This is a genomic window from Comamonas sp. 26, from assembly GCF_002754475.1.
In the GTDB taxonomy this organism is placed as follows: Bacteria; Pseudomonadota; Gammaproteobacteria; order Burkholderiales; family Burkholderiaceae_C; genus Comamonas.
Genome location: NZ_PEFL01000001.1, coordinates 871,459 through 897,832, shown reverse-complemented (window position 1 = coordinate 897,832; position 26,374 = coordinate 871,459). Strand labels below are relative to the sequence as shown.

Below are 26,374 nucleotides of genomic sequence, written 5' to 3'. Positions count from 1 at the left end.
CCTACCGCACCGGCCCCGCCGGTGCCAACCCCGCCGGCCCGTGCCGTGCGGGGTTTTTTCTTGGGGCATAGCCTCCGCCCCTTGGCCAAATCGGCCTTCCCGCCCTCATGATCCGCCCTCTGACCCACGCCCCCATTGGCCGCACATTGCTGCACTTTTCCCTGCCCTTGTGGGGCGGGTACGTGCTGCAATCGCTCAACACCTCGGTCAATGCGTTCTGGATCGGGCACCACCTGGGCGAAGCCGCCTTGTCTGCGGCCGTGCATGCCAACAACCTGCTGTTTGTGTTGATCGCTCTGGTCTTCGGCATCAGCCAGGCTACCAATTTACTGGTGGCCCGCGCCGTGGGTGCAAACCGTTGGTCACTGGCGCGCCGCATCACAGGCACCAGCGCCAGCCTGTTTCTGGGAGCCTCCCTGATCATGGCAACCCTTGGCTGGCCTCTGGCTACACCCCTGCTTCACATCCTGGGGGCTGAACCCGCCACCGCAGCCCTGGCCGTGGACTATCTTCGTGTGTTGTTTCTGGCACTGCCGCCCATGCTGCTGCTGATCTTCGTGGCTGCCGTGCTGCGTGGCACCGGCGACAGCCGCACGCCTTTTTTAGTCCTGCTGGCCGTCGCTCTGGGCGATGCTGCACTCAACCCACTGTTTATCTTCGGCACAGGCCCCCTGCCCGGCATGGGCATGGCTGGCTCGGCTCTTGCCACCCTTGTAGCAAACAGTGTGGGCCTGCTGGGCCTGCTGGCCTGGCTACGCAGGCAGAAAATGCCGCTGTGGATAGGCTGGCACCAGCGCCGCCACCTTTGGCCCGTACCGGCCCTGCTGCGCTGCCTGCTTGTCAAGGGACTGCCCATGGGTCTGCAGATGCTGGTGGTCTCACTCTCCCTGGTGCTGATGTTGAGCCTAGTCAACGCCCATGACGCCCAGACTTCCGCCGCCTACAGCGCAGCCCTGCAGCTGTGGGCCTATGTGCAGATGCCGGCCATTGCCGTGGCCTCGGCCTGCTCCACCATCGCCGCTCAGAACCTGGGGGCAGGCCACTGGTCGCGCGTAGCACGCACGGCGCGTGCCGGCGTGGCCTTCCAGTTGTTGTTGACCGGGGTCTGCGCAGCCCTGATCCTGGCCTTCGAGCGTCCGGTGCTGGCCCTGTTCCTACCCGAAGGTAGCGCGGCCTTGGAGCCCGCACGTCACATCAACCGCATTGTGCTGGGCTCGTTCATGCTGCTGGGCGTGAGCAACGTGCTGGCCGGAGTCGTGCGCTCCACAGGTGCAGTGCTGGTACCTTTGGCCATCATGGTTGCAGCGCTGTGGTGTGTGCGCCTGCCCTTGGCCTGGGCGCTGCAACCCCTTTTGGGGATTGATGCGCTATGGTGGAGCTTTCCGCTCAGCGCCCTGGCATCCATGCTGCTGTCCCTGGCCTATTACCGCTGGGGATCGTGGCGCCAGGCTCGAATGCTGGACGCAGCCACCGCCTCCCATTGACCCCTGTCACCATCAGGCAGATACAAAAAAAGCTTCTCATGGAAGCCTTTGTCGTTTGCGCGGCACCTCTGGGCACCAGAAAGAATTCACCCCTTGTCGGCTTGCGCCTTGTCTGGCAACAGACAGGCTTCAGCGACTTGCAGATCGTTGTCCTTGGCGAAGTTCAGACAGAAGTCCCAGGCCATGGGCTCATAGTCGCGCAGGTCTCGGTTAATCACCACGCATTTGGTGCCGTTCATCACTGTGGGCACGCACCAGGGTGAATAGCTCAGATGACTGCCTGCGCAGGCTCCGCCGGGGCGGAACTGACTCATGACCCCAGCCAGACGCTCGGCCCAGTCGCTGGGTCGAAAAGTTTTGCCGGCATGGGTCATACCCATGATGAACAGTTCTTTGCTGGAAGGGGTAACCATCAAATATTCGCTAAATAAAACCGGGCAACCGGGCAGGATCTCCGCCAACATACCCAAAGAACCATTCTAACTCTTGTATAAGAGACGTGCTGTCAACCCCACAATGACCTAGGCTCATTGCATGGCAACGATGCGTAATCCGCAATGTTGGGGTTATCAGGGCACCCTAAAATCAAGCCTCGCATTTTTAAGGTGCCAATGCGCACCATTGACCTTCCTTTTCCAGGAGATTCTTGCAATGACCGCTTTCATCGAGGCAGCTTCGCCCCACGTTATGCCCACCTACGGCCGCGTTCCTATCGCGCTGGAGCGAGGCCAGGGCTGCCGCGTATGGGATGTAAACGGCAAGGAATATCTGGACGCGCTGGGCGGCATTGCCGTCAACACGCTGGGCCATAACCACCCAAAGCTGGTGCCCGCCCTGCAAGATCAGGTGGCCAAGCTGATCCACACCAGCAACTACTACCATATCCCCGGCCAGGAAACGCTGGCCAAGCTGCTGACCGAGCGCTCGGGCATGACCAATGTGTTCTTCTGCAACACGGGTCTTGAAGCCAATGAGGCTGCTATCAAGATCGCTCGCAAGTACGGCGTGGACAAGGGCATTGCCAAGCCCGAAATCGTGGTATATGACCACGCCTTCCATGGCCGCTCCATCGCTACCATGAGCGCCACCGCCAACCCCAAGGTTCGCAACGGCTTTGGCGATCTGCTCGACGGCTTCACCCGCATTGCCCCCAACGATTACGAAGCCCTGATCGAAGCCACCGAAGGCAACCCCAACATCGTCGCCATCCTGATGGAACCTATTCAGGGCGAAGGCGGCCTGCACCCAATGCGCGCCGACTACCTGAAGAAGGTGCGCGAGTTGTGCGATGCCAAGGGCTGGCTGCTGATGATGGACGAAGTGCAGGCCGGCATGGGCCGCACCGGCAAGTGGTTTGCCCACCAGTGGGCAGGCATTACGCCCGACGTGATGACACTCGCCAAGGGTCTGGGCTCTGGCGTGCCCGTGGGCGCCGTCGTGGCGCACAATGCAGCCGCCAAGGTACTGACTGCCGGCAACCACGGCTCCACCTTTGGTGGCAACCCCCTGTCCATGCGCGCTGGTGTTGAAACCATCCGTATCATGGAAGAAGACGGCCTGCTGGCTCACACCACGGAAGTGGGCGAGTACCTGAAGGCTCAGCTCCATGCAGCTCTGAGCAGCCTTGACGGCTATGTAGAAGTGCGCGGCCAAGGCCTGATGATTGGCGTAGAGCTGACCAAGCCCTGCGGTCAGCTGATTGGCCAGGCGGCCGAAGCCGGCCTGCTGCTGAGCGTGACCGCCGACACCGTGATCCGTCTGGTGCCCCCACTGATCCTGAGCAAGGCCGAAGCTGATGAAATCGTCGCTAAGCTCAAGCCATTGGTTCAAGCCGTACTGGCTGCCTGATATTCCAAGGAATTCCGCATGAAGCACTACCTGCAATTTAGCGACTTCACGGCAGATGAATACGACTACCTGCTGGAACGCGCTGCCCTGATCAAGAAAAAGTTCAAGGCTTACGAGAAGCACCACACGCTGTCCGACCGCACCATGGCCATGATCTTCGAGAAGGCTAGCACGCGCACGCGCGTCAGCTTTGAAGCCGGCATGTACCAGCTGGGCGGCTCCGTGGTTCACCTGACCACGGGCGACAGCCAGTTGGGCCGCGCCGAGCCGATCGAGGACAGCGCGCGCGTCATCAGCCGCATGACCGATCTGGTGATGATCCGCACCTTCGGCCAGGACAAGATCGAGCGCTTTGCCGAGTTCTCGCGCGTGCCCGTCATCAACGGCCTGACAAACGAGTTCCACCCCTGCCAGATTCTGGCCGACATCTTCACCTTCATCGAGCACCGCGGCTCGATCAAGGGCAAGGTCGTCGCCTGGGTGGGCGACGGCAACAACATGGCCAACACCTGGCTGCAGGCCGCCGATCTGCTGGGCTTTACCGTCCACGTCAGCACACCCGGCGGCTACGAGGTGGATGAGCAACTGGCCTTCAACGGCAAGCCCGTCAATCCCGGCTGCTACAAGGTCTTCAAAGACCCGCTCGAAGCCTGTAAGGGCGCTGATCTGGTCACCACCGACGTGTGGACCAGCATGGGCTACGAGGCCGAGAACGAAGCACGCAAGAAGGCCTTTGCCGACTGGTGCGTAGATGCCGAAATGATGGCCGCCGCCCAAGGCAACGCCTTGTTTATGCACTGCCTGCCCGCCCACCGCGGCGAGGAAGTGGAAGCCGACGTCATCGACGGCCCGCAATCTGTGGTCTGGGACGAGGCTGAGAACCGCATGCATGTGCAAAAAGCACTGATGGAATATCTGCTGCTGGGTCGCCAGCCAGGCTGATCCCCCACGCCCTGGCTCATCTGCATACCTACACACCCATGCACCTGAGCCATACCCCATTCAAACACCGCCTGCTGGTACCGCACCCGCAGGCGGTGTTTGCGTTTGTGCACCGCGCAGCCTCGGGGTTCAGGCACAGCTTTGGGGCCAGCGCCCTGCGCCAGCCCCACGTGGCACGCCACTGGAGCGTGCCCTGCTGCTACGGACCGCGCAAACGCTTTGCGGCCCGGGTGCGCGCGCTTTATGTGCGCATACATACCTTCTATCTGAAGTTTCTTCAGGGCCACACCTAGTGGCTCAGGCACCAGGTTTTGCGCTTGCGCAGACCCCCTCCTCATCCCTGACCGAGCACAGCCCCTTTCCTCAAGGAGAGCAAGGGCTGTCGTTGCTGATGCCTGAAAAATCGAAGAAACCCGATGACCGAATCTGTTCACCCCTGTCTGACCTGCGGCGTTTGCTGCCAGAACTACCGCGTTGAATTCTCTATTTACGAGCTGCAATCCATGGGCGGCACCGTGCCTGACGAGCTGGCCCATGAAGTCCCCGGCAAGGGCAACCGTGCCCGCATGAATGGCACGGAACGCCACCCCGTGCGCTGCGTAGCCCTGCGCGAGTTGCCTGAGGTGGGCGAAGGCTGCATGGGCTGCGGCATTTACGAGCAGCGCTCCAAGCCCTGCCGCGACTTTCCGTTTGCATCCTACGGTTGCCACGATACCCGCGAGAAATTTGGCCTGCCCGTGCTGCTAGAGCGAGAAGTGGAGCAGTGGCAGGAAACGGCGTAAGCCGTTCGAGACAGCTATAACACTCAAGGGCCGGCTCCCGTATTTTGATAGCTGCTTGCGCTTGCTTATCAATGGTTATAGCGCCATTGAGGGCTGAAACTATCTATAAACAAGCGCCATCAGCTCCTGTTTGAATGGAATCACACAATGCCCTGCTACGCCTATATCGCCACCAGCCTTGACGGTTTTATCGCCCGCCCCGATGGTGGACTCGACTGGCTTGACGCCGCCCAGGCCCGCATTACCCCGCCCGAAGACTGCGGCTATGCCGAATTCATGCAAGGCATTGATGCCTTGGTCATGGGTCGCAACACCTATGAAAAAGTACGTGGTTTCACGCCCTGGCCGTATGACAAGCCGGTCTATGTGCTGAGCCGCAGCTTAAAGGAATTGCCCGACGCGCCTGCTGGCGTGCATCTCTTCAAAGGCACTCCTGCAGAACTCGTCGCTCATGCCGCGGCACAGGGTCAGCCGCGCCTGTATGTGGATGGAGGCCTGACCCTGCAGTCTTTTATTGCTGCGGGCTTGCTCGATGAAATCACCATTACCCGCATCCCCGTGTTGCTGGGCGAGGGCTTGCCGCTGTTTGGCCCGCTGGGCCCCGGGCAAACCGCGGTGCAGCTGCGCCACCTAGTCACGCGCAGCTGGGACTTTGACCTGGTGCAAAGCCACTACGCGCTGGAGAACGCGCCAGGAAATAAAAAGGCCTGAGGCACCGCAAAGCGCCTCAAGCCTTATCTGACTACCCCGCCTGCCTTGGCGGCTCTCAAGCCTCAGGGCTTTTTAGCACTGGGCGCGCAGCTATCACCCCCGCAAGCGCTGCAGCCGCCGCAGCCGCTGTCCTTGTTGATACCCGCCAGCGCGGGGTGCGACTGTGCCAGCTTTCGCTTCAGGGCCGAAGGCATGAGCCGCCAAACCAAAGCCACGGCAGCCAGCGCCACAATCAGTCCCACAATGATTTCCTGCATTTGCTGTTTCCTTTCTTCAGGCTAGGCTTAGCCCGCACCGAAGGCCACGGCCACACGGTAGGTGATAAAGCTGCACAAATAGGCCAGACCAAACATATAGCCGGTCATGATCAGCGGGTAGCGCCAGCCATTGGTCTCACGCTTGACGATGGCCAGCGTGGAGATGCACTGGGGCGCAAACACAAACCACACCAGCAGCGACAAGGCCGTTGCCAGCGACCAGCTGTGCGCAATCAGCGGGCCCAGTTGCTGGGCCATGGCGTCATCGCTGGAGGCCGACAGTGCGTATACCGTACCCAATGCACCCACAGCCACCTCACGCGCGGCCATGCCGGGCACGAGTGCAATGGCGATCTGCCAGTTAAAGCCAATCGGTGCCAGCACCACTTCCAGCCAGCGGCCGATCTGGCCGGCAAAGCTGTAGCGGATCGCGCCTTCTGTCACGCCTTCCGGTGCACCCGGGTAGCTGGCCAGGAACCACAGCACGATGCTCACCGTCAAGATGATGCCGCCCACGCGGCGCAGGAAGATGATGGCGCGCTCATACAGGCCCAGGGCCAGACTGCGGATGCTGGGCCAGCGGTAGGCTGGCAGCTCCATCATCAGCGGTGTACGCGCCTTGTTGGTTCTGAACAGTTTGGCCACCCAGGCCACCGCCATGGCGCTGACGATACCGCCCACATACAACGCAAACAGCACCAGACCTTGCAGATTGAACAAGCCACCCACGGTTTGCTCGGGGATGAAGGCACCGATCAGCAGCGCGTACACGGGCAGGCGCGCCGAACAAGTCATCAGCGGCGCAATCATGATGGTCAGCAGCCGGTCACGCCAGCTGCTGATGGAGCGCGTGGCCATGATGCCGGGCACGGCGCAGGCAAAGCTGGAAAGCAGCGGAATGAAAGAGCGCCCCGACAGACCCACAGTGCCCATGATGCGGTCCAGCAGAAAAGCCGCACGCGGCAGATAGCCCGAATCTTCCAGCACCAGAATGAAGAAGAACAGAATCAGAATCTGCGGCAAAAACACCAGCACCGCGCCGGTTCCGGCAATCACGCCGTCCACCAGCAGGCTGCGCAGCACGCCGTCTGGCATGACATTGCCAACCCACTGACCAAAGCTGGCAACCCCGCCTTCAATGCCTTCCATCAATGGCTCGGCCCAGCTGAACACCGCCTGAAAAATCAGAAACAACGTCACCAGCAGCAGCAGCGTGCCCCAGACGGGATGCAGCACCACCGCATCAATGCGGTCTGCGCGCTGGTTGTCCACCTGTGGCTCCTGCACGGCTTCGCGCATCATGTCTGCCACCTGCTGGTGCAGGCTCAGCAATTGCTCCTTGGCTCCCAGCCCGGCCTTGGGCTTCCAGCGCCCTTCCATGGACGGTGCCTTGAGCGAGCGGGCCTGCTCGCTGTCCAGCCAGTTCAGCAGCTCTTTGCCGCCGTCCAGTCGCACCCCCACGCTCTCGATCACGGGCATGCCCAGTGCCTGGCTGAGCTTGGCCTTGTCCACCACGATGCCCTGGCGGCGCGCCATATCGCTCATATTGAGCACCAGCAGCATGGGCAGGCCCAAGGCACGGGCTTCCAGTACAAGACGCAGATTCAGACGCAGGTGCGTGGCATCGGTCACGCAGATCAGCAGCTCGGGCGGTGCTTCGCGCCCATGCAGGCCACTGACAATGTCGCGGGTGATGCGCTCATCATCGCTGTGCGCATGCAAGCTGTAGGTGCCTGGCAGATCCAGCAGGCGCACGCGGCGCTTGCCCGGCGTGCTCAGCCAGCCTTCTTTGCGCTCTACCGTCACGCCTGCGTAGTTGGCAACCTTCTGGCGTGCGCCAGTCAACAGGTTGAACAGCGCAGTCTTGCCACAGTTGGGATTGCCCAGCAAGGCGGCGCGCAGTGGCGCATTCGGGTCTGCAGCAGTGGCAGAGCCGGCATTCAGATTCTGAAGAGAGATGTTTTGCACGAGCTGCTCTGTTTTCGGGTTGTCACGCGCGTTCATGGCTTTGCCTCCACCGCCACCATGACCCGCGACGCTTCATAGCGGCGCAGTGCAAAAGTGGCCGCACCGACGCGCACGGCAAGTGGGTCGGGGCCGGGAAAGCCGGTGGCCACAATGCGTACATGCTCGCCAGGCAGGAAACCGATTTCCATGAGGCGCAGCATCAGCTCTTGCTCCTCCGCATTGCTGGCGCTGACCAGATCCACCACGCGGGCAGAGGTGTTGACAGCCAGCGTGTCGAGGCTGATCGCAGCCTGCGCGGTCACTGGTGCGTCATCCGACGCAAAAACGGGGGCCGCGCTATCCGAGGCCAAGGACTGCAAGATACTCATGGGCGCTATTTTATTGAGTTTAATTCTCATTATGGTTCAGGCGTCTTCAGAGTCCCAGTGCGCCGCAGTGCCGCAGGCATGTGGCTTTCAGCCCTAAAGAGGAACATTAGTCTGCACTTGCTCTACCTCTAAGCCTTGAGAGCTTTGTTTCCCTGCAGCACAGTCGGATTTTCAAAACGACGCCTTGCCGTGCGTCATTCAGCAGAGAAAATTCCGCCCCAGCTCTTTTTCTGGCCCAGCCATGACCCATCCCTGCCTGACCTGCGGTGCCTGCTGCGCATCATTTCGCGTGGACTTTTCCGTCCATGAATCCCAGGAACAAGGGGGCAGTGTTCCTTCGGGGCTGTCCGAAGAAGTCACCGACTACACCTGCCGCATGCGCGGAACGGACTGGGCCAAGCCGCGTTGCGCGGCCTTGATCGGCAAAGTGGGAGAAAAAGCCAGTTGCGGCATTTATGAATGGCGGCCCTCGCCCTGTCGCGAGTTTGCTGCAGGCTCGGACGCCTGCAACCGCGTGCGCCGCCGCAATGGCATGACGGCACTGGAAAGCGGACTGCTTTAGACCACTCTACGCGCTCTAATTAGATGAAGGCTTAGGCATCTTCCTCGATCAGCACCACGCCGATATTGTCCTTGCCGCCCGCCGCATTCGCTGCTGCGATCAGCGAGAGCAGCAACTCCTGCAGCGGCAGGTTTTCCTCAAACAAGGATTGCAGGCAGGCATCGGGCAGCATATCGGTCAACCCGTCTGAGCAGAGCATGATGCGGTCGCCATGGTGCAGTGGCCAGTGCGTGAGTTCTGGCTCGACCAGCGACGTGACCCCCAGAGCGCGGGTGACCAAGTGGCTGTAGCGGGAATGCAAAGCTTCTTCGGCCGTGATCAGGCCGGCATCAATCTCTTGCTGCACCAGAGAATGGTCGCGCGTCAGGCACTGCAACTGTCCCTCGCGCCAGGCGTAGGCACGGGAATCGCCCAGGTGAGCCACCAGGAGTTCATCCTCCAGCACCAGGGCAGCAACAACGGTGGTGCCCATGCCGCGGCATTCAGGCGCAGATTGCGCGGCCCCGAAGATGGCTAGGTTTGCCATGTGAAAGGCATCGGTCAGCTCGCATTGCGCTACCTTGGCAGAGCTGTCCGCCCAGGCTTCATTGCGCACCGCAGCCGTAATCAGGTCAACCGCCATGGCGCTGGCCACCTCGCCCGCGTTATAGCCCCCCATGCCATCAGCCAGCACGGCTACAGGCCAAGGCTCAGCCAGGGGCTGGATGCCGACCGCGTCTTCATTGTTATGGCGCTTCATACCCATATCGGCACACGCAACCATGCGCACCGCTGGCCAGACACGGGGAGGAGGAGAAGCTTGAGCGGGAGACATGGAAGACGGAGATGGTAAGCAGATGGGCAAAAAAGAATCCAAGCGTAACGCAAGTTGCCGTGATGGCTTATCTGAAAAGACGCCGTTTTGCAGTTGTTCACGGGTCAAAGGCGCAATTTTGTTCAATACCTCGCAGTACAGATAGTCCAGACTTGCCAGCCTTGTACTTCGGGCTTTCTCATGTTTTCTTCATTCTTGGCCATGGCCGGATTTGCACTGGCGGGAGCCATTACACCCGGCCCCGTGAACCTGATTGCCCTGCGCCACGGTGGCGGCCGCTGCCGGATCACCGCTTTTGTTTATGTGCTCGGTGCCAGCCTCGGTTATGCAGCCATTGTCTGGCTGATGGGACAGAGTGGCCATTGGTTGCTCAAGCAGCCTGAAGTGCTGCGATGGGCTCCGCGTATTTGCGCCGCCTATTTGCTATGGCTGGCATGGCAGCTGGCATATAGCCCAGTCGGCTCTTCAGCTGAAGCCAATACCTCTGCAACTTTGCCAATGGGTTTAGCCAGAGCATTTGTGCAAGGTGTGGCGATTCAGAGCCTCAACCCCAAGGCATGGCTGGTAGCGCTGTCCGGTGTGGGCATTTTTGTCGCGCCACTCGCGAGCCCTCATATGCCACTGGAAACCGCGCTGCTGATGTTCTGCACCATCTCTTTGCTGGCGTGCTTGCTGGGAATCGGCTTCTGGGCCGCGCTGGGCCGCACTCTTACCCAATGGCTAAGCACTCCCAAACGCCAGCAACGCCTGAATCAAACACTGGCCCTGCTGCTACTGATTAGCGTGGTCAGCATGCTGGCATGATGAAGCGCCATGCCAGCTCCCAGCCATCAATTCCACCGCCACCCAGCCACGCCCTGGGCTGAGCTGCGCATCAGCCATCAGTCCTGCTACAGCTACCGGCTGCATGCCCACGCCCAGTACTCCATAGGAATCGTGGATGAAGGCGAGACCCTGTTTCTCCATGACCAGGGCCCCGAAGCGCTGAAAGCCGGCAACGTGGTTTTGATCGAACCCGGCCACTGGCACGCTTGCAACCCCGAGACCTCGCAGCCCTGGTCATACCGCATGCTGTTTGTGCAGGCCGACTGGGTGCATGAGCAGCTCGGCGTCAGCGCCCTGCACTTTGCGAAGCACGCTCTTGATCAGCCCGAGATTTCACGCTGGGCCGACCAGCTCTGCCGCCCGCTTGCCAGCGACAGCACAGCCTCAGACATGCAAAGCCATACGCAGTCATTGACAGAATTTCTGCGCCTGCTGGGCAGCACCGACCAGCCGCGTACCGACCCGCCCCATGCCATGCTGTCTGTACTACAGCATCTACACAGCAACCCCGAAGATGAAACCAGCGTGCAGGCCCTAGCGCTGCGCTGCGGCATGAGCCCCAGCCGATTTATTCGCCGCTTCACGGCCATCACCGGCGTCACGCCGGGGGCCTACCGGCTCAACCTGCGACTGAATGCGGCACGCCACCTGCTGGCTCAGGGCCAGCCATTGGCAGCGGTCGCCCACCAGATGGGCTTTGCCGACCAGTCCCATATGCAACGCACCTTCAAAGCCCACCACGCACTGACGCCCGGTAATTACGCGCAGGCAATGCGCTGATCAGCCAGAACAGGCTCCGGGGCATTCGGCCAAGCATCACCTGGCCTGAGTATTCGCGGGATACTTGCTCCTCCCATTTTCAGAGCCCGCAAGTAAGCAATGGCCAACTTTGACAGTATTCAGCAACGCGAGACCGGGTTGCAGCCGCACCTGAACTCGGCCCAGATGACCATGATTGCCATTGGTGGTGCCATTGGCACCGGCCTCTTCATGGGCAGTGCCTTTGCCATTGGCTTTGCCGGCCCCAGCGTGCTCATCAGCTACGCCATCGGCGCCTTCATCGGCCTGCTGCTCATGGGCTGCCTAGCCGAGATGACGGTAGCCCACCCTACTTCCGGTTCCTTCGGTGCCTATGCCGAACACTACATCAGCCCCCTGGCCGGCTTTGTGGTGCGCTACGCCTACTGGGGCGCCGTGGTGCTGGCCGTGGGCATGGAGGTCACGGCCGTGGGCAAGTACATGGCCTACTGGTTCCCTGCCGTCGATCAATGGGTGTGGGTGCTGCTGTTCTCCGTACTGCTGGCCGCCGTCAACGCCACCAGCGTCAAGGCCTTTGGTCAGGTGGAGTACTGGTTCTCCATGGTCAAGGTCATTGCCATCGTGGCCTTTATCCTGATCGCCGCCTATGTGGTGTTTGGCACGCGGCCCGCAGGCGTGGGCTTTGACAACTACTTTGTCGACGGCGGCTTCTTCCCCAATGGCTGGTGGGGCACCTGGGTGGGTGTGATCGTGGCCATCTTCAGCTACCTGAGTCTGGAGTCCATCGCCATTGCAGCGGGTGAAGCCCAGAACCCCAAGCAAGCCGTCACCCGTGCCTTCCGCAGCACGGTCCTGCGTCTGGTGCTGTTCTATCTGCTGTCGCTGGCGCTCATGCTGGCCATCGTGCCCTGGAGCCACGCCAGCACAGACAAGAGCCCGTTCGTGAAGGTGATGGAGATTCTGCAGATCCCCGGCGCGGCGGCTGCTCTCAACTTTGTAGTGCTGCTGGCCTCTCTTTCGGCCATGAACAGCCAGCTCTATGTCACCTCGCGCATGATGTTCAGCCTCTCTCGTGGCGGCTATGCGCCCAAGCGCTTGAGCCGGCTCAGCAAAAGCGGCGTGCCACTGGGCGCGATTGCCGTGTCTTGCCTTGGCATGGCCGTGGCCATGGTGCTCAATGTCTTCAAGCCAAAGGAGTCGCTGGAGCTGATGATGTCCATTGCCATGTTCGGTGCCATGTTTGCGTGGTTCATGGTGTTTGTGACGCACCTGTTCTTCCGTCCTCGCTGGCAGCGCGAGCACCCAGGCCAGAAGCTCGAATTCCGCATGTGGGGCTTTCCGGTGCTGACGCTGATCGGCGCGCTTCTGATGGCGGGCGTGATCGTCACCACGCTGTTTACCAAGGAGTTCCATACGACAACGCTGGTGGGTGTGCCGTTCCTCATCGTCCTCATCCTCATCTATGCTTTGTGGTACAGAAAGAAGAAAGTTAGCCCCTGAGGCCCTTGCTGGGTGTCTCTGGCTAAAGCCACGCCACTTGCCAGCCTGTCGTAACTATTCAAAGTGCTAGCCTTCACCATGACACGCCAACTCTGGGACATTTCCCCCGCCATTCACCCTGCCGCGCCGGTCTTTCCGGGTGATACGCCTTATAGCCAGGAATGGGTCGCCAGCATTGGCCCGGGTTGCCCAGTCAATGTCAGCGCCATTCACCTCTCGCCCCATGTGGGTGCGCATGCCGATGCACCGCTGCATTACGACCCACAGGGCACCGCCATTGGCATGGTGGATCTGGATGCCTTTCTCGGCCCCTGCCGCGTCATTCATGCCATGGGCTGCGGGCCGCTGATCGAGTGGCAGCATATTGAACATGCCATCAACGCCAGCCTGCCCCAGCGCGTGCTGGTACGCACCTATCAGCAGGCCCCCACTGGCTGGGACCCTGATCTGGCCGCCTATGCACCTGAGACCGTGCAAAAGCTAGCCGACCTGGGCGTCCAGCTCATCGGCATCGACACCGCCAGCATCGACCCGGCCAGCAGCAAGACGCTGGACAGCCACATGGTCATCCGCCAGCGCAATCTGCGCGTTCTCGAAAATCTGGTGCTCGACGATGTGGCCGAAGGCGACTACGAGCTGATCGCCCTGCCCCTCAAACTCACCGAAGCCGATGCATCGCCGGTGAGAGCCATTTTGCGGGCCTTGGCGTGAATTTGCATAAAAACTGCCCGCAAGCCCAATCAGAATAAGCGCTTGCAGCTATTAAAAACACAAGGATGACAATGACTACTTTGCAAGACTGCCAGGCGCTGGACACCCAGGACACACTGCGCCCGCTGCGCGAGCGCTTTGCCCTGCCCGAGGGTGTGATTTATCTGGACGGTAACTCTCTGGGCGCCCAGCCCAAGAGCGCTGCCGCCCGCGCTGCAGAAGTGGTGATGCAGCAATGGGGCCAGGACCTCATCACCTCCTGGAACAAGGCCGGCTGGATCACCCTGCCCGAGAGACTGGGCAACCAGTTCGCCCCTTGGCTGGGCGTGGGCGAAGGTGAGCTGGTGTTTACCGACACCACCTCCATCAACCTCTACAAAGTGCTCAGCGCTGCAGCGCGCATTGCCCGCGAAGATGCGCCTGACCGCAAAAAACTCATTAGCGAGCGCAGCAACTTCCCCACCGACCTCTACATCGCCCAATCCATCTGCCAGGAATATGGGCTGGAGCTGGTGCTGCTGGAGCCCGAAGAAATCGCCGCTGCGCTGCAAACCGATGTGGCGATTTCCATGCTCACCCATGTCAACTACCGCACCGGTGCCATGCATGACATGGCTGGCGTCACAGCTGACGCGCATGCCAAGGGCATTCTCTGTGTCTGGGACCTGTGCCACAGCGCAGGTGCCGTGCCAATCGACCTCAAGGGTGCAGACGCCGACTTTGCTGTCGGCTGCAGCTACAAATACCTGAACGGCGGCCCCGGCTCGCCCGCCTTTGTCTGGGCGCACCCCCGCCTCATCAACCGTTTCTGGCAGCCGCTGTCGGGCTGGTTCGGCCATGCCGACCCCTTCAAGTTTGTGCCCGACTACCACCCGGCCCAAGGCATTCAGCGCTACCTGTGCGGCACGCAGCCCATGATCAGCATGAGCGTGCTGCAGTGCGGAATCGACATTTACACCGAAGCCGAACAGTTCGGTGGCATGGCAGCGCTGCGCGCCAAGTCTCTGGCCCTGACCGATCTGTTCATCAAGCTGGTTGAAGAACGCTGCCAAGGCTACGGTCTAGGTTTAGCCACCCCGCGCGACCATGCACAGCGCGGCTCGCAGGTCTGCCTGACACGCGACGAAGGTCTGGGTGTAGATGGCCAGGGCAGCGGCGCTTACGCCATTGTTCAGGCCTTGATTGCCCGTGGCGTGATTGGCGACTTCCGCAAGGGAGACGGCGGTACCGGCAAGCACAAAGACATTCTTCGTTTCGGCTTCACGCCGCTATACGTGGGCTTTGAAGATGTCTGGCACGCCGTCGAGCATCTGCGCCAGGTGCTGGAATCGGGCGAGTGGAAGAAGGCCGAGTTCAACACCATCAATGCGGTGACCTGACCCTCTCGCTGCCACGCCGCCGCCTTTTGACAAGGACGGCGGCCAATGCTGCGCTACCTCACTTGCTGCCTCAAACCCTGGCCCAGACCAGGTTGAGCAGCCCCATCAGCGCCACAGCGACCAGATCCACGGCCAGCACGCTTTGCTGCACCCAGCGCCGCTGGGCAGTGCCCTCGGGCACCAGTTGCACCGCCATCTCCACCTTGCCGGGCGAAGCCATGAGCAATAGCGAAGCGCTGACGTTATGCACGGCCATAAAGGGCAACAGCGGTGCATTCAGCGCACGGGCGATCTCAGCCTGGGTAGCGGCAAACATGGCATTGGCACCGGTGTTGGAGCCGGTCACAAAACCGCCCAGCGCCCCGACAAAAGGGGCGGCCAGCAGGTACAGAGGTCCGCTCTGAGCCAGCGCATGCGCCAGCTGTGCGGCCATGCCCGAGACCGCCATCAACACCCCCAATGTGATGAACAGCGCCGTCACCGGTGCGACCTGAGCCCAGGAACGCCAGACGCGCTGCAGCGATTCGCGCTCCGGCAAACCCCGTGCGAAAAAGCCAGCGGCCAGCAGCAGCCACAAGCCCGGTGAAGCCAGTCCATGCCAGAGGCCGGGCAAACCCAAGGCTCGCACCAGCACCCCGGCCACCAGCACCCCACCCAGAAGCAACACATAGGCCGCCAGCGCACGTCGCCCCAAGGGATGCAAGGGCTGAGCCTGCTGAGGCCGGCGCATGCGCAGCAAATGAAAGCCCACCACAACCAAGGCCCCCAACGCACCCGCAGGTGCCGTACCGGCCACGGCATTCATCAGCGCCACCGCCGCCGTCAGCAACAGGCCGGACAGCAGGCCCTGCAGCAATGCAAGGCTCAGGCGACCGGGTGCACTGGCCAGCCCGGAGGCCACCATGCCAGTGATGACAAACGGAATCATGCTGACCAGCGCCGAGGCTTGACCCAGATCCTTGAACGACAGATCGGCCATGGTGGCCGCCACCAGAGTGCCCGGCCCCATTGATCCCCAGGGCACGGCGCACAGGCCCAGCAGGCCGATGAGAGCCACCTTGCGTGCCGGCAGGCCGAAGTGCGCCAGCAGCGGAATGCCGATGGTCACGCCCACGCCAAAGCCGGTGACCGACTCGGCAAACGGCGTGATGCCATGCACCACCAGCAGCACGGCCCCTGTGCCGCTGCCCGCGCGCAGTAGCAGCCAGTCGGCCAAGGCCTTTTGTGCGCCCGACTGGCGCAGCACCTCGGACAGCAGCAAGCCGCCGCCCACAATCAGCACCACCTCCAGCAACACCGGTGACCAGTGAATGGCAGCCGCCACCCAGGTCGATGCAGGCTGTGCAAATGCCATGGTAATGGCCAGAAGCGCTGCCGCCACACCCACCAGGGCGGCATAAAGCGATCGCCATCCCGCCAGCAGCGCGGCAATGACGCTGACCACGGGCAAGGCGCTCAGAAGCATGTACATTGCATTCATCCTTGAAAAATAATTTCCTATACGCAAAATTATTTTCTCATAGGAAATTTATTGACGCAATCGTAAACGTACCCACTGACCCAAGACAAGGAGCGAGGCTTGAACTCCACCACCGCATCGGAAGCATCGGAGCAGGATGCGCTTTTCGGCGCCGCCGTACGCGCGCGCCGCGCGCAGCTGGGCATCACGCTGGACCAGCTGGCACAGGCCTGCGGTGTCTCACCGGGAGCCCTTTCACGCGTGGAACGGGGCCTGCTGGCCACCAGCTTGCGAAATGCCATGGCCATTGCGCGCGGTCTGGGCTGCGAGCTGGGCGAGCTGGTCCAAAGCACGCCGACCGCACATATCACGCGCGCCGGCGAGAACCTGCGCTTTGTCGATGAGGCCAGCGGCGTAGAGCGCCTGGCCCTGGCCAGCCCCAGTGCAGGCGTGAGCCTGGTGCATTACCGCTTTCCGCCGCGCGCCGTCTCCAGCCACTTCGCAGCCCACCGCGCCGGCACGCGCGAGGTCTTTCATGTGCTGGAAGGCAGCATCGAGGTCTTTACCGCGCAAGAGCAGGTGCTGCTGCATGCAGGCGACACCGCCACGCTGGTGGTGGACAGCGAGCATCGCCTGGCCAATGCCGCCGACACTACCGCGCGCCTGCTGCTGCTGGTGCTTTCGCCCCTGGCCTGATCAGTAGGATTTGTCAGCCAGCGAAGCCCACAGGTGCGCAGCCACCAGCGCGCGCCAAGGCTTGAATTGCTCCAGCCAGTCGCTGGCGGCGCGGGCATCGGGCTTGTCGGTGCAGGTCAGCAGCCCGATGGCGCGGCGCACGGCCACATCGCCATGCAGGCTGCCGTCGGGCCAACCGTAGCCACGCAGCAGGCAGTAATTCACCGTCCACGGGCCAATGCCTTTCATGGCCAGTAACTGCTGGGCCACGACCTCTACGGTTTGCCCATTCCACAGCCCCTGCGCGCTTTGCTGCGCCCAGTCATCCAGCGGCAGCAAGCCCTCTTGTACCGCCCGCGCCACGCTTAGCAGCGTCTGAGCCTTTGCCTGGGAAAAGCTCAAGGCCCTCAGCTGATCCATACTGAGCTGTATCACTTGCTCCGCATCGGGATACGCCAGCAGATGCGCCGCTTCTGGCACTTGCTGCTGAATCAGTGCATCCAGCGGCAAGCCCGCTGCTTCGATCAGCTTGCGCCGCAGGCTGACGGCGACCGCTACCGATATCTGCTGACCCATGATGGCCCAGCTCAGCGCCTCAAATGGTGTGTGCGATGCTGGCACATGCAGCCCGCGCTGCCGATCCAGCAGCGGCCCCAGCTCGGCATGACGACCATGGGCTTGCAGCAATGCGCTGGGCGGCCAGGTCAGACCTAGCATGCGCTGCAACAGGGCTTGAAATTGCTGGTGCTGGTGCTGACTGTGCGCATCCGTGTCTTGCACCACACTTTCGGGCCAGTGCAGCCGTGCCTGGACTTGGCGCTCATCCCACTGCAGCACCAGCAAGGCGGGCTGGCCATGCCAGATCAAAGCTTTGAACAATCGCCGCGATTGGGGCTGCAGCAGCTCGGAGCGCTGCTGCACATCCCGTCCGTGAAAAGCCAGAAACTCATGCCAGCGATAGGGCTGAGGCAGGCTTTGTTGGCATTCGATCTGCATGCAGTTCCTATGATTTTGAGAGCTGCCAGCGCTTGATATTCATAGATATTGCATTTAAATCATTCTGAAATGCATATCTATCAAGCGCCGCCAGCTATGCTTTTCAGATCAAACCGGGCTGCACTGCTGCGCTTCCCGCAGCAGCAATGCACGCTTGCGCTCCACGCCCCAGCGGTATCCGCTGATGCTTCCATCATTGCGCAGCACGCGGTGGCAGGGCACGGCCACCGCTATCGGGTTGGCCGCCACGGCACTGGCGACGGCGCGGGCGGACTGCGGCATGCCCATCTGTCGCGCCAGCTCTGAATAGCTAAGGGTCTGACCCGCCGGAATCCTCTGCAAGGCCTGCCAGACCCGCTGCTGAAAAGCTGTGCCTTGAATATCCAGCGGCAGGGCCAACCCCAGCCGGGGCTGCTCGATCAGGCTCACCACCTGGGCCACGGTCTGCTCGTACTGGTCGTCCGCCCCGATCAGCTCTGCCGCCGCGAAGCGCTGCTGCAAATCCTCAATCAGCATTTGCGGATCATCGCCCAGCAGCACGCAGCACACGCCCTGCGCCGTGCTGGCCACCAGCAGGCTGCCCAGCGAGCATTCAGCCAGTGCGAACCGTATCGTCTGATGCTGCCCGCGCTGACGATAGGTTTTTGGTGCCATGCCCAGCATGGCGGGGGCATCTTTATAAAAACTGCTGCTGGCCTCATAGCCACTCAGGTACGCAGCATCCGTGACCGACTGGCTGGACTCTGGCGTCATCGCCGCACGCAAATGCTTGCCGCGGTTCGCTTTGGCGTAGGCCTTGGGCGTGAGCCCCGTTGCGCGCTGGAAGCTACGATGCAGCTGCCAGGGGCTGAGCCCTAGGCGCTGCGCCAGCTCTTCCAGCGCAGGCATGGGCTCTTCGGCCTCCAGCCAGCGACAGCATTGCGTGATGCGCTCATCTATTTGAAGGTCGGCAGCAGAGTGGGAAGGCGAAGGGCTGGGCATGGCTTGAATCTGGGCAAGGGTTTGACGTCAACAGCAGGGATGACTTTACGCAAAGCTTTTGCATCTTGCATCCACGTTCTTGCAGTCTTTATGCGTCTGGATTCGGTTACGCTGCCGACACTGACCTATTCAGAAAAATTCCACCATGACCACCGAATCCTCTGGCTGCCCCATGCATGGCGGCGAATCCATCGTCCGCGACGAGAAGGCCCAGCTCGACTTCAGCCGCGACATGAGCTATGGCGACTATTTGCATCTGGACCAGATTCTGACGGCCCAGCACCCGCTGTCGCCCGCACATGACGAAATGCTGTTCATCATCCAGCACCAGACCAGCGAGCTGTGGATGAAGCTGATGCTGCACGAGGTGCGCGCGGCCACGGCGGCGATTGCCAATGCCTCGGGCGATACCCGCCCCGATGCTTTCAAGATGCTGGCCCGGGTGAGCCGCATCATGGAGCAGCTGGTCAGTGCCTGGACCGTGCTTTCGACCATGACGCCGCCCGAGTACACGGCCATGCGCCCCTATCTTGCCAACTCCAGCGGATTTCAAAGCTACCAGTACCGCAGCATCGAGTTTTCGCTGGGTAACAAGAATGCCGCCATGCTCAAACCCCACGAGCATCGCAGCGATCTGCTGGCCCAGGTGCAGGCCGCATACGAGTCGCCTTCTTTGTATGACGTGTCCCTGCAACTGCTGGCCCGCGAAGGCATTGAGGTTCCCGCCAACAAGCTGCAGCGCGACTGGACGCAGCCGTATGAGGCTTGCGAAGGCGTGAAGCAGGCCTGGATTACCGTGTACCGCGACCCGCACAAGCACTGGGATCTGTACCAGCTGGGCGAGAAGCTGGCCGATATTGAGGATGCCTTCCGCCTGTGGCGCTTCCGCCACCTGACCACGGTGGAGCGCGTAATCGGCTTCAAGCGCGGCACCGGCGGCACCGGCGGCGTGAGTTATCTGAAGAAGATGCTGGATGTGGTGCTATTCCCCGAAATCTGGAGCCTGCGCACCGAGCTGTAAACAGCCCCTCCTCGCCATCGCCAATCAGGCTGTCCCTGCTGCTCTTAAGTGACAGCGCGGGCAGCCTGAATTCTTTAGGCTGAGGGAAAAACCTAACATCGCAACAAAATCCCCCCATGCCTTCCGTTCAGAGCGCCTCTCCCGCCCCCCTGCCAGCAAACAAGCGCCCTCCTCCGCCGTCTGGGCCATGCTGGTCTGCCTGCTCACCGGCTTTGCACTCAGTCAGGCGTTTCGCACAGTCACCTCTATCATTGCCGATGGTCTGCGCAGCGACTTTGGGCTGTCTGCCCAGTCTCTGGGCTCGTTTGCCGGGCTGTTTGCGCTGTCCTTCGGTGTGGCCCAACTGATCATGGGCATTGGCATGGATATCTACGGCTTGCGCCGCACCGTGCTGATGACTTTTCCGCTGTCAATTGCCGGTGCTGTGCTGTCGGCCATGGCACCCAGCTATTCCTGGCTGATGCTGGGTCAGCTGCTGATTGGCATTGGCTGCTCGCCCGCCTTTCTGGCCAGCACCATGTTTATTGCACGCCACTTCCCGGCAGATAAATTTGCCTATATGTCCGGCATTGGTCTGGGTCTGGGCGGGCTGGGGCTGCTGTTTACCGGAACCCCCATGGCATGGCTGGTGCAGCACATGGGCTGGCGCGCAGGGTTTGCGCTGCTGGCGGTGCTGAGCGTGCTGTCCTGGCTGCTGATTTTCTTCAAGGTGCATGAGCCCAAGATAGCCAGCGATTCCCAGCCCAAGCCCGGCTTTATCGAAGCGCTGCAAGGCTTTGGCAGCCTGCTGCTGCTGCCCCACACCTGGGGCATTGTGCTTCTGGGCATGGTCAGCTATGCATCGTTTCTGACGGTACGCGGCCTATGGCTCAGCCCCATGCTGATGGATCGATACCAGTTCTCGCTGGTCACCACCGGCAATGTGGCGCTGGCGTCTTCCATCATTTCGCTGTTCGTGCCATCCATGTTCGGCCGCCTTGACCCCGGTCCCGCCTTGCGCCGCCAGCGCATTGCACGCTTTGCGCTCCTCATGGCGGCCACTTTTGTGGGTCTGGCTCTGGTTCACCACCCTGTGTGGAGCGTGGTTCTGCTGCTGGTCATGAGCACGCTCTCGGGCTACGGCACGCTGATCTATGCCGATGTGCGCTCGTCCTACCCGCCCGCCACAACAGGTCGCGCTCTGTCCATCTTCACCATGGCCATGTTTCTGGGGGCGGCGCTCATGCAGTGGCTGTCAGGCGTTGTTGCAGGCGTTGCGGAGCGTCAGGGCTCGGACATTTATCAGGCCGTGATGCTGATGGTGGCCTCCATGCTGGGCATGGGTGTACTGGCCTACAGGGTCATCAAACCCTCGCCGCTGCTGCAGAAGGTCATGCATTAAAAATCGGCTCTAGTGCAATATCCATATGCGCTAGCAGCTATTTTTTAGATAGTGGCTAGACCTTAGTCGCTGTCTACAACGCTCCCTCATAAAGCCAGGGCACATCCATGATGCGCCCGCCCAGCGCGCGCAGCGACAAATCCCGGCCCCAGCGTACCAAGCCTGTAGCGTGGAAGATGCGTCCATTGCGCAGCGACCTTTCCTGCACCCGCGCATTGCGCTGCCAGCGGTTCAAGGCATAGCGGCGCAGCCGCAGGCTGACGTCCAGGTCATGCATGGACAGCGCGCTCTGCAGCTCTGCCGCATCTTCAATCGCCATACCCGCCCCTTGGGCCAGATAAGGCCGCATGGGGTGGGCCGCATCACCCAGCAAAGCCACCATGCCTTGTGCCATCTGCGCCTCAGAGGCCACAGGCACCCGGTCAGCCACTGGCCACAGACGCCATTCGCCCCCCAAGTCCGGCACATGCTGCACCAGGTCCTGCAGATAGCTGCAAGTGCCCTTCAGATGCTGCATCAAGTCGGGCAGGTTAGCGGAATGATCCCAATGATCCAGATCGGCAGGCGGCGGGCCTTGCACAATCACCACCAGATTCTGTAGCTCCCCCCGGCGCACCGGGTATTGAATAGCATGCAGATGCGGACCCAGCCAAGCCGTCACCTCGCTGGTACGCAGACGCTTGGGCAACTGAGCCTGATGCACCATGGCGCGATACGCCAGATGCCCGGTTACGCGCGGCGGACCATCGCCCAGCATCTGGGCACGCACAGCGCTGCGCACACCATCTGCGCCAATCAGTGCATCACCTTCAATCAGCTTGTTCGCACTGGTGCGAATGGTGACCACGCCATCTTGCTCGGTGTAGCTATTAACCGTCTGATTGAGGTTGAGGTGTACCTCTGGCAAGTTTTGCGCAGCCTGTAGCAAGATCTCGTGCAGATCGGCACGGTGAATGGTGGCGTAGCTTGCGCCATAACGTTGCACCATATCGCGACCCAGCGGCAAACGGCCTAACTCTTTTCCCGTTACAGCGCTACAGGCACGCAGGGCGGAAGGCGAAGCCACCACCTGCTGCAAAGGCCGCTGCAAGCCCCAGGCCTGAAGCCTGCGCACCACATTCGGGCCGAGCTGAATACCGGCCCCGACTTCAGAGAATTCTGTGGCTCGCTCAAAAAGGCGCACATCCCAGTCTGCCCGTGCCGCCGCAATAGCCGCCGCCAGACCACCGATACCGCCCCCCGCAATCAACACCTGCTTATTCATGGACTCTGATTGTGCCGCTTCAATACCGTAATGAAGGAGAACTTTGATTTGCGCTGGCGCAAAACAGTCACCATGAAAAAAGCCCGCCAAGGCGGGCTTTTTCAACGTGCGCAATCCACAGGTTAGATAACGAACTGTTCGCGATCCTGGTCTGCAATCCACTTTGGCGGCTTGCCGCGGCCAGTCCAAGTCTGACCCGTGACTGGATCACGGTACTTGGGAGCGACCTTGGCACCCGCATTAGCGGAAGCACGCGCACGAGCAGGAGGAAAGACATCCTCAGCAGTCAAACCGTATTCAGCAATCAGGCTACGAACCTTGCCCACCGCGTCAGCGAGTTCTCGCGTACGGGCTTCGTTGATTTGCTGCTCCAGGTCTTCTCTCTGCTTCAGGAGTTCCTTGTAAGTGCTCATGATTTGCGCTTCTTAGTTGATTAAAGTGAAATCATTATAAATGCTTGAATCTCAAATGCATGAATTAACGAGTAAGCAATAACCACAATTAAAGATGCTCATGAAATGTAACTTCATGTTAATAATTTAATACATCTTGATCTGAAATTTCCAATATCCTATGGATACACAGTCCGTCAAAATCGATCAGAAAAAATATCGATTCCCAACAAAGACCTTCTCACAGGCAACAGGCAAATGTCTGCTGTCGGCCAGAAATAATCCCGCAAGGGTGTTATCGCCCCCTGTTCTCTTCACCCTGAAAAGCGAGAACCCCAACAAGCCTTTCCACTCTAGGCAGGTATCAAGCCGCCAGAAACCATCAAAAAGATGGGTCTTTCAGGCTTGGCTTGCTTCCATCGGTAGCAGCTCTACGGCATGAATCCCTAAAAATCATGCGATGTCATCGCTCACCCTGAACGACAACGCACTCATCCACAATAAAAACCATTCCAGCTGTTTGGGAGCGCAATGGAACCCGCAACTTTAATGGCCTCAAGGTTTAGGGAAAAATTAAGAAGCTAGCACATGCTCTCAGAAAAATTCTTGTGATTCTGAGTCTGCTACCAGAATTTCGGAAACATTGATGACGCCCAGAAGCTCACCCAGCAATCCCTTGCTGGCTGGCGGAAGACCAAAAATAACCACCCATCTCACCTCTTCAGCACAGAGCCTAAAAAGCCCAATCTATCGTCATTTTGACATCTAGCGAATTCATATCAGAGCACAGAACAACCAAAGGTGTCTAAGGTCTTCGTCCAAATGTAATAGGTTCTGCAGCATCTTGTCTTCACTGGTCTCAATCGAACACGCTTTACACCTATCTAAAAGCCCGCAACTATTTCCTCTTCGACCACAGTGCAGCTCGCTGATTCATTAATTTTTAGCAAGACAAAAATGGCATTTATTGAACTGTCTGCAAATAGTAAGGAGGTGCAGTGAATGTAAACAAGGCCATAGGTCGCGCAACAAAGGGGAAAACCGGCGCCGTATAGAGTTACCCCACTCGCATCGAAGCCTGCCTCATAAGTTAATCGTTATAAATGTAATAGCAGTCACAGCCATAGCAGCTAGTGAATTAAAAGCGGTCTCCTCAGATATTTTCATAAAATTCAACTATACAGCCTAGTCAAAATACCGCTCAGCAGACCCATCGAGATAATTACCAGTTGAAGTAAACAAAGGAATTGAGCCAAATTTTTACGCTTAGCCTACGCCTTCTTGTCACCGTTTTACACCAGTGGGCGAGCCTCACAACGGCGCTGTTGCATAAATCCTGCTTGAAGCGAGCTGCCCCAAACCCTAGCCGTGGCTATGCCACGGCTGCCGTCTGAGGACGGCCCAGTTCAGTAAATCGATTCAATATCGCTGCACGGATATGAAGCTCATTCACTTGGCGCTCAAAGGTGCGAGACATCACTCGCTCGCCCAGTCGCTTGATGCAGTTCATCTCGGTTTCCACCAAGCTGCGCCGGTGATAGCCACTCCAGCACTTCCAGATACTTCGCCCCAACCGCCTGCATGCGGCAATCGCTGCATTGCGATGAACAAAGACACTGCCTTTGCAGTATTCGAGCATTCTTGCGAGGAGGAATGATTGGAATAGATCCATACTCAATCACGGCCTCATGGGCTGGCTACGTGTCATACGCTCCATCGCCCGCCAGGCTCTCAAGCGCTGGTAACTGCTGCAGCAAGTCAGGCAACACAGCAGCATCGCTGACATTGTTGGAAGTAACGCAGATGGCCCTGATCTGCAATGTCTGGGCATCAATGCCAATGTGCAGCTTGCGCCACTGAAGGCGACGTTCAGGCCCATGCTTTTTGCACTTCCACTCGCCTTCGCCCAGGAACTTGATTCCTGTCGAATCCACCAGCAGGTGCAGCCCACCTTGGCTGCGTGTGTACGGCACCTGAACGTTCACCGCTAATTGGCGTCTGCACAAAGTACTGCAGTCAGGGACTGGCCAAGCAAGCCCCGACAATTGCAGCACAGACTGCACCAGTCCCGTGGTCTGCCGCAGGGCCAGGCCAAACAGATTCTTGAGCGTCAAACAAAACTAGATAGCAGCATCCGAGAACTTCGGGCTACGCCCGCGTTTGCAGCTGGCAGCGGCAAACCAGCACATGCGCTTGTCCAGCCATACTGTCAATGAACCCCGTGCTTTGAGTGAGGCGTTGTATTGCTTCCAGTTGGTAGTGCGCTAGCGGGGCTTGCTGGGCTGGCTCATACCTTGAGCCTACCGCTTACGACACGGCGATTTCTGCAACAACGCCCATGCCCATGCCAAGCATCGGAAAACACCGTTCGGCAGCGTAAGCCATGCGATCCGCAGAAAATCCATGGATCGTTCATAAGAAAGAAGATCATGGCTCTTTACTGTATCGGTGATATTCAGGGCTGCGACGACGCCTTCGAGCAACTGCTGCAAACCGTGGATTTCTCTGCCAGCCGGGATACGCTTTATGTGCTTGGTGATCTGGTGAATCGCGGCCCCAAGTCAGCCGAAGTATTGCGCCGCTGCATGCTGGCCGGAGACTCCATGCGCGCCCTGCTGGGTAACCATGACCTGCACCTGCTTGCCGCCGCCCAAGGCCTGCGTCGCCAGAGCAAGCGCGATACGCTGGGCCAGGTGCTGGATGCACCTGACCGTGATGCCCTGCTGGGCTGGCTGCGCCAGCAGCCTCTGAGTCGCCTGCACACCAATCCCAGCGGAGAGAACCTCCTCATGGTGCATGCAGGTGTACTACCCCAATGGAGTCTGCAGGACTGCATGGCATTGAATGCAGAGGTGCAAGCAGTTCTGCAACGCGCTGACTTTGCGCACTTTTTGCAGAATATGTACGGCAATCTGCCAGACCGCTGGTCAGCCGACTTGCAAGGCGATGATCGCCTGCGCTGCATCGTCAACGCCTTTACTCGGCTGCGTTTTTGCAGTGCAGAAGGCGTGATGGACTTTGAAAGTTCAGAATCTGCCGATCAGGCCCCTGAGGGACTGACACCCTGGTTTGATGTTCCAGGGCGGCTCACTGCCGTCACGCCCATCGCATTTGGTCACTGGTCCACACTGGGTCATATCAATCGCCCCAACCTCATGGCCATGGATACCGGCTGTATCTGGGGGGGTGCCTGAGCATGATGCGCATTGGCGAAAACATGAATGAACGCGAGCTGATTCAGCTGCAATGCCCTCAGACGCAAGTGCCGGGTGGCAAGGGCTAAACTGCCCCCACC

25 protein-coding genes and 2 pseudogenes are annotated in these 26,374 nt (G+C 60.1%); 16 read left to right on the top strand and 11 right to left on the bottom strand.

All coding sequences use genetic code 11. From position 1 onward, the window contains the following. Nucleotides 1-107: 107 nt before the first annotated feature. Nucleotides 108-1,484, top strand: coding sequence for an MATE family efflux transporter (locus CLU84_RS04130; protein ID WP_099736064.1), 1,377 nt, complete (start codon nucleotides 108-110; stop codon nucleotides 1,482-1,484). Nucleotides 1,485-1,570: 86 nt separating this feature from the next. Here CLU84_RS04130 and CLU84_RS04125 read toward each other — a convergent pair whose 3' ends face one another. Next, nucleotides 1,571-1,897 carry a DUF3579 domain-containing protein gene (locus CLU84_RS04125; RefSeq protein WP_099736063.1) on the bottom strand — a complete coding sequence of 109 codons (327 nt, stop codon included), beginning with the start codon at nucleotides 1,895-1,897 and terminating at the stop codon, nucleotides 1,571-1,573. A 238-nt stretch (nucleotides 1,898-2,135) separates the two neighbouring features. Between CLU84_RS04125 and CLU84_RS04120 the strand changes: the two genes are divergently transcribed. The 5 genes from CLU84_RS04120 (at nucleotide 2,136) to CLU84_RS04100 (ending at nucleotide 5,767) form a co-directional block, all read left to right on the top strand. Then, the gene (locus CLU84_RS04120) at nucleotides 2,136-3,332 is read left to right on the top strand and encodes an aspartate aminotransferase family protein (RefSeq protein ID WP_099736062.1); all 1,197 of its coding nucleotides are present in this window, start codon (nucleotides 2,136-2,138) and stop codon (nucleotides 3,330-3,332) included. Between the two features lie 18 nt (nucleotides 3,333-3,350). After that, complete coding sequence (gene argF / locus CLU84_RS04115; RefSeq protein ID WP_099736061.1) at nucleotides 3,351-4,274, top strand: ornithine carbamoyltransferase; 924 nt, start codon at nucleotides 3,351-3,353, stop codon at nucleotides 4,272-4,274. Nucleotides 4,275-4,312: 38 nt separating this feature from the next. Next, nucleotides 4,313-4,567, top strand: coding sequence for a hypothetical protein (locus tag CLU84_RS04110; protein ID WP_099736060.1), 255 nt, complete (start codon nucleotides 4,313-4,315; stop codon nucleotides 4,565-4,567). Nucleotides 4,568-4,690: 123 nt separating this feature from the next. Further along, entirely contained in the window at nucleotides 4,691-5,056 is a 366-nt protein-coding gene (locus CLU84_RS04105; protein ID WP_099736059.1) for a YkgJ family cysteine cluster protein, read from the top strand. Between the two features lie 147 nt (nucleotides 5,057-5,203). Continuing rightward, on the top strand, nucleotides 5,204-5,767 hold the full coding sequence (locus CLU84_RS04100; protein ID WP_099736058.1) for a dihydrofolate reductase family protein: 564 nt from the start codon (nucleotides 5,204-5,206) through the stop codon (nucleotides 5,765-5,767). Between the two features lie 62 nt (nucleotides 5,768-5,829). Here the strand turns inward: CLU84_RS04100 and CLU84_RS04095 are convergent, their stop codons facing one another. From CLU84_RS04095 to CLU84_RS04085, 3 genes are read right to left on the bottom strand one after another with little or no spacing between them, the layout of a single operon-like run. Then, on the bottom strand, nucleotides 5,830-6,024 hold the full coding sequence (locus tag CLU84_RS04095; protein WP_099736057.1) for a hypothetical protein: 195 nt from the start codon (nucleotides 6,022-6,024) through the stop codon (nucleotides 5,830-5,832). A 27-nt stretch (nucleotides 6,025-6,051) separates the two neighbouring features. Next, on the bottom strand, nucleotides 6,052-8,028 hold the full coding sequence (locus tag CLU84_RS04090) for a ferrous iron transporter B (protein ID WP_099736056.1): 1,977 nt from the start codon (nucleotides 8,026-8,028) through the stop codon (nucleotides 6,052-6,054). Then, nucleotides 8,025-8,360, bottom strand: a complete 336-nt coding sequence (locus tag CLU84_RS04085) for a FeoA family protein (protein WP_099736055.1) — start codon at nucleotides 8,358-8,360, stop codon at nucleotides 8,025-8,027. The genes CLU84_RS04090 and CLU84_RS04085 overlap by 4 nt, the downstream gene beginning before the upstream one ends. Nucleotides 8,361-8,601: 241 nt before the next feature. Between CLU84_RS04085 and CLU84_RS04080 the strand changes: the two genes are divergently transcribed. Then, nucleotides 8,602-8,922: a YkgJ family cysteine cluster protein gene (locus CLU84_RS04080; RefSeq protein ID WP_099737851.1), complete on the top strand. Its 321-nt coding sequence runs from the start codon at nucleotides 8,602-8,604 to the stop codon at nucleotides 8,920-8,922. Between the two features lie 31 nt (nucleotides 8,923-8,953). On the opposite strand, the gene CLU84_RS04075 is transcribed toward CLU84_RS04080, so the two are convergent. Then, complete coding sequence (locus CLU84_RS04075) at nucleotides 8,954-9,685, bottom strand: Stp1/IreP family PP2C-type Ser/Thr phosphatase (RefSeq protein ID WP_099737850.1); 732 nt, start codon at nucleotides 9,683-9,685, stop codon at nucleotides 8,954-8,956. Nucleotides 9,686-9,916: 231 nt separating this feature from the next. On the opposite strand from CLU84_RS04075, the gene CLU84_RS04070 reads away from it, so the two are divergent. The 5 genes from CLU84_RS04070 (at nucleotide 9,917) to kynU (ending at nucleotide 14,910) form a co-directional block, all read left to right on the top strand. Further along, nucleotides 9,917-10,540: a LysE family translocator gene (locus CLU84_RS04070; protein ID WP_099736054.1), complete on the top strand. Its 624-nt coding sequence runs from the start codon at nucleotides 9,917-9,919 to the stop codon at nucleotides 10,538-10,540. A gap of 9 nt (nucleotides 10,541-10,549) precedes the next feature. Further along, entirely contained in the window at nucleotides 10,550-11,341 is a 792-nt protein-coding gene (locus tag CLU84_RS04065) for an AraC family transcriptional regulator (RefSeq protein ID WP_099736053.1), read from the top strand. A gap of 99 nt (nucleotides 11,342-11,440) precedes the next feature. Continuing rightward, nucleotides 11,441-12,820, top strand: a complete 1,380-nt coding sequence (locus tag CLU84_RS04060) for an amino acid permease (RefSeq protein WP_099736052.1) — start codon at nucleotides 11,441-11,443, stop codon at nucleotides 12,818-12,820. 78 nt (nucleotides 12,821-12,898) lie between these two features. Continuing rightward, complete coding sequence (kynB, locus tag CLU84_RS04055; protein WP_099736051.1) at nucleotides 12,899-13,531, top strand: arylformamidase; 633 nt, start codon at nucleotides 12,899-12,901, stop codon at nucleotides 13,529-13,531. A gap of 71 nt (nucleotides 13,532-13,602) precedes the next feature. Further along, nucleotides 13,603-14,910 carry a kynureninase gene (gene kynU / locus CLU84_RS04050; RefSeq protein ID WP_099737849.1) on the top strand — a complete coding sequence of 436 codons (1,308 nt, stop codon included), beginning with the start codon at nucleotides 13,603-13,605 and terminating at the stop codon, nucleotides 14,908-14,910. 70 nt (nucleotides 14,911-14,980) lie between these two features. Here kynU and CLU84_RS04045 read toward each other — a convergent pair whose 3' ends face one another. Further along, nucleotides 14,981-16,381: an L-lactate permease gene (locus tag CLU84_RS04045; protein ID WP_099736050.1), complete on the bottom strand. Its 1,401-nt coding sequence runs from the start codon at nucleotides 16,379-16,381 to the stop codon at nucleotides 14,981-14,983. A gap of 108 nt (nucleotides 16,382-16,489) precedes the next feature. Here CLU84_RS04045 and CLU84_RS04040 point away from each other — a divergent pair, with 108 nt between their 5' ends. Beyond that, a complete protein-coding gene (locus tag CLU84_RS04040) occupies nucleotides 16,490-17,065 on the top strand; it encodes a helix-turn-helix domain-containing protein (protein ID WP_099736049.1) in 576 nt (191 codons plus the stop codon). Here CLU84_RS04040 and CLU84_RS04035 read toward each other — a convergent pair whose 3' ends face one another. Together CLU84_RS04035 and CLU84_RS04030 are read right to left on the bottom strand one after the other, a co-directional pair. Continuing rightward, nucleotides 17,066-18,040, bottom strand: a complete 975-nt coding sequence (locus CLU84_RS04035; protein WP_099736048.1) for a DNA-3-methyladenine glycosylase 2 — start codon at nucleotides 18,038-18,040, stop codon at nucleotides 17,066-17,068. It lies immediately after the preceding gene. Nucleotides 18,041-18,148: 108 nt separating this feature from the next. After that, the gene (locus CLU84_RS04030) at nucleotides 18,149-19,021 is read right to left on the bottom strand and encodes a methylated-DNA--[protein]-cysteine S-methyltransferase (RefSeq protein ID WP_099736047.1); all 873 of its coding nucleotides are present in this window, start codon (nucleotides 19,019-19,021) and stop codon (nucleotides 18,149-18,151) included. A 145-nt stretch (nucleotides 19,022-19,166) separates the two neighbouring features. Between CLU84_RS04030 and kynA the strand changes: the two genes are divergently transcribed. Beyond that, on the top strand, nucleotides 19,167-20,042 hold the full coding sequence (kynA, locus tag CLU84_RS04025; RefSeq protein WP_099736046.1) for a tryptophan 2,3-dioxygenase: 876 nt from the start codon (nucleotides 19,167-19,169) through the stop codon (nucleotides 20,040-20,042). A gap of 187 nt (nucleotides 20,043-20,229) precedes the next feature. After that, nucleotides 20,230-21,423 carry an MFS transporter gene (locus tag CLU84_RS04020; protein ID WP_099736045.1) on the top strand — a complete coding sequence of 398 codons (1,194 nt, stop codon included), beginning with the start codon at nucleotides 20,230-20,232 and terminating at the stop codon, nucleotides 21,421-21,423. Between the two features lie 73 nt (nucleotides 21,424-21,496). On the opposite strand, the gene CLU84_RS04015 is transcribed toward CLU84_RS04020, so the two are convergent. From CLU84_RS04015 to CLU84_RS04005, 3 genes and pseudogenes are all read right to left on the bottom strand, one after another. Further along, nucleotides 21,497-22,687 (bottom strand): FAD-dependent monooxygenase, encoded by a 1,191-nt coding sequence (locus CLU84_RS04015; protein ID WP_099736044.1) that lies wholly within the window; start codon nucleotides 22,685-22,687, stop codon nucleotides 21,497-21,499. A 122-nt stretch (nucleotides 22,688-22,809) separates the two neighbouring features. Beyond that, a complete protein-coding gene (locus CLU84_RS04010; protein ID WP_099736043.1) occupies nucleotides 22,810-23,100 on the bottom strand; it encodes an H-NS family nucleoid-associated regulatory protein in 291 nt (96 codons plus the stop codon). Between the two features lie 1,351 nt (nucleotides 23,101-24,451). Further along, a pseudogene (locus CLU84_RS04005) lies at nucleotides 24,452-25,370 on the bottom strand (IS5 family transposase). 138 nt (nucleotides 25,371-25,508) lie between these two features. Here CLU84_RS04005 and CLU84_RS04000 point away from each other — a divergent pair. Then, nucleotides 25,509-26,362: pseudogene (locus tag CLU84_RS04000) on the top strand (symmetrical bis(5'-nucleosyl)-tetraphosphatase). Nucleotides 26,363-26,374 lie beyond the last annotated feature (12 nt).

Bases quoted from the DNA above. Each gene is read 5' to 3' on its own strand.
- CLU84_RS04130 (WP_099736064.1), top strand. From the start codon at position 108: ATGATCCGCCCTCTGACCCACGCCCCCATTGGCCGCACATTGCTGCAC.
- CLU84_RS04125 (WP_099736063.1), bottom strand. From the start codon at position 1,897: ATGGTTACCCCTTCCAGCAAAGAACTGTTCATCATGGGTATGACCCAT.
- CLU84_RS04120 (WP_099736062.1), top strand. From the start codon at position 2,136: ATGACCGCTTTCATCGAGGCAGCTTCGCCCCACGTTATGCCCACCTAC.
- argF (WP_099736061.1), top strand. From the start codon at position 3,351: ATGAAGCACTACCTGCAATTTAGCGACTTCACGGCAGATGAATACGAC.
- CLU84_RS04110 (WP_099736060.1), top strand. From the start codon at position 4,313: ATGCACCTGAGCCATACCCCATTCAAACACCGCCTGCTGGTACCGCAC.
- CLU84_RS04105 (WP_099736059.1), top strand. From the start codon at position 4,691: ATGACCGAATCTGTTCACCCCTGTCTGACCTGCGGCGTTTGCTGCCAG.
- CLU84_RS04100 (WP_099736058.1), top strand. From the start codon at position 5,204: ATGCCCTGCTACGCCTATATCGCCACCAGCCTTGACGGTTTTATCGCC.
- CLU84_RS04095 (WP_099736057.1), bottom strand. From the start codon at position 6,024: ATGCAGGAAATCATTGTGGGACTGATTGTGGCGCTGGCTGCCGTGGCT.
- CLU84_RS04090 (WP_099736056.1), bottom strand. From the start codon at position 8,028: ATGAACGCGCGTGACAACCCGAAAACAGAGCAGCTCGTGCAAAACATC.
- CLU84_RS04085 (WP_099736055.1), bottom strand. From the start codon at position 8,360: ATGAGTATCTTGCAGTCCTTGGCCTCGGATAGCGCGGCCCCCGTTTTT.
- CLU84_RS04080 (WP_099737851.1), top strand. From the start codon at position 8,602: ATGACCCATCCCTGCCTGACCTGCGGTGCCTGCTGCGCATCATTTCGC.
- CLU84_RS04075 (WP_099737850.1), bottom strand. From the start codon at position 9,685: ATGGTTGCGTGTGCCGATATGGGTATGAAGCGCCATAACAATGAAGAC.
- CLU84_RS04070 (WP_099736054.1), top strand. From the start codon at position 9,917: ATGTTTTCTTCATTCTTGGCCATGGCCGGATTTGCACTGGCGGGAGCC.
- CLU84_RS04065 (WP_099736053.1), top strand. From the start codon at position 10,550: ATGCCAGCTCCCAGCCATCAATTCCACCGCCACCCAGCCACGCCCTGG.
- CLU84_RS04060 (WP_099736052.1), top strand. From the start codon at position 11,441: ATGGCCAACTTTGACAGTATTCAGCAACGCGAGACCGGGTTGCAGCCG.
- kynB (WP_099736051.1), top strand. From the start codon at position 12,899: ATGACACGCCAACTCTGGGACATTTCCCCCGCCATTCACCCTGCCGCG.
- kynU (WP_099737849.1), top strand. From the start codon at position 13,603: ATGACTACTTTGCAAGACTGCCAGGCGCTGGACACCCAGGACACACTG.
- CLU84_RS04045 (WP_099736050.1), bottom strand. From the start codon at position 16,381: ATGTACATGCTTCTGAGCGCCTTGCCCGTGGTCAGCGTCATTGCCGCG.
- CLU84_RS04035 (WP_099736048.1), bottom strand. From the start codon at position 18,040: ATGCAGATCGAATGCCAACAAAGCCTGCCTCAGCCCTATCGCTGGCAT.
- CLU84_RS04030 (WP_099736047.1), bottom strand. From the start codon at position 19,021: ATGCCCAGCCCTTCGCCTTCCCACTCTGCTGCCGACCTTCAAATAGAT.
- kynA (WP_099736046.1), top strand. From the start codon at position 19,167: ATGACCACCGAATCCTCTGGCTGCCCCATGCATGGCGGCGAATCCATC.
- CLU84_RS04020 (WP_099736045.1), top strand. From the start codon at position 20,230: ATGCTGGTCTGCCTGCTCACCGGCTTTGCACTCAGTCAGGCGTTTCGC.
- CLU84_RS04015 (WP_099736044.1), bottom strand. From the start codon at position 22,687: ATGAATAAGCAGGTGTTGATTGCGGGGGGCGGTATCGGTGGTCTGGCG.
- CLU84_RS04010 (WP_099736043.1), bottom strand. From the start codon at position 23,100: ATGAGCACTTACAAGGAACTCCTGAAGCAGAGAGAAGACCTGGAGCAG.